Here is a 665-nt window from a genome sequence, read left to right as displayed (position 1 = left end):
CCTTGGCCGGCGGGAGCGCCATCGCCGCCCTGCGCGCTGCCCGCTGCGCCGTTGGTCGGCGTGCTTGGCTCCGCGACTGCGCCGGCTTGGGTCTCGCTCTGGCCTTGCGCTGCAGTGCGGCCCGTACGCCCGCCGCCGAAGCCGCCGCCCATGCCGCCAAAGCCGCCGCCGCTGCCCGATCCATCGCCGGACGAGGCGATGGTACCGTCGAGCTGCTGCTGGATATTCTCGATCTGACTAGCATTGGTACTGATCAGTTGGGGCACAGCTTGCTCGTATTCTTCATAGGTGTAAAAGGCCGTTGGATCGGCTTTTACATAAGACGAGATCATTTCCGACAACTCCGTGACGCGGGCGGAGAATTTGTCATTCTCCAGGAAGTTGTCGATCGCTGACTGAAGGATATCATGGTACTGGACCTTATATTCATCTACTGCCAGCAGCTTGGCCACCAGCGGCCGATCTGCTACGGCGCCTTGCGTTGGTTCGTCGATCAGCAGATTGCTCCGACCCGAACTACCGCCGCCTGGAGCCGCCGCACCGCCTTGAGCGTCCGCGCCAGCGCCAGCTTGCGGCTGCCCGCGGGCAGCACCAGCGTCATCGCCACCGGTTGCACCGTCTTGCGCACCGCCATCGGCCGCCCCGGTCGCACCGGCTGCACCGCC

Annotated in this window: 1 protein-coding gene; it reads right to left on the bottom strand. The window is 65.1% G+C overall.

Annotated elements, in window-relative coordinates; translation table 11 throughout:
• Window positions 1-665, bottom strand: a 665-nt coding sequence (locus PBA01S_RS15135; protein WP_174844492.1) for a CotH kinase family protein, incomplete at both ends; no start/stop codon positions are given.

Origin of the sequence: Paenibacillus barengoltzii NBRC 101215 (genome assembly GCF_004000745.1) — a bacterium.
GTDB lineage: Bacteria > Bacillota > Bacilli > Paenibacillales > Paenibacillaceae > Fontibacillus > Fontibacillus barengoltzii.
Note: the sequence above shows the minus strand (reverse complement) of the source record. Positions and strands in the feature narration are given on the sequence as shown.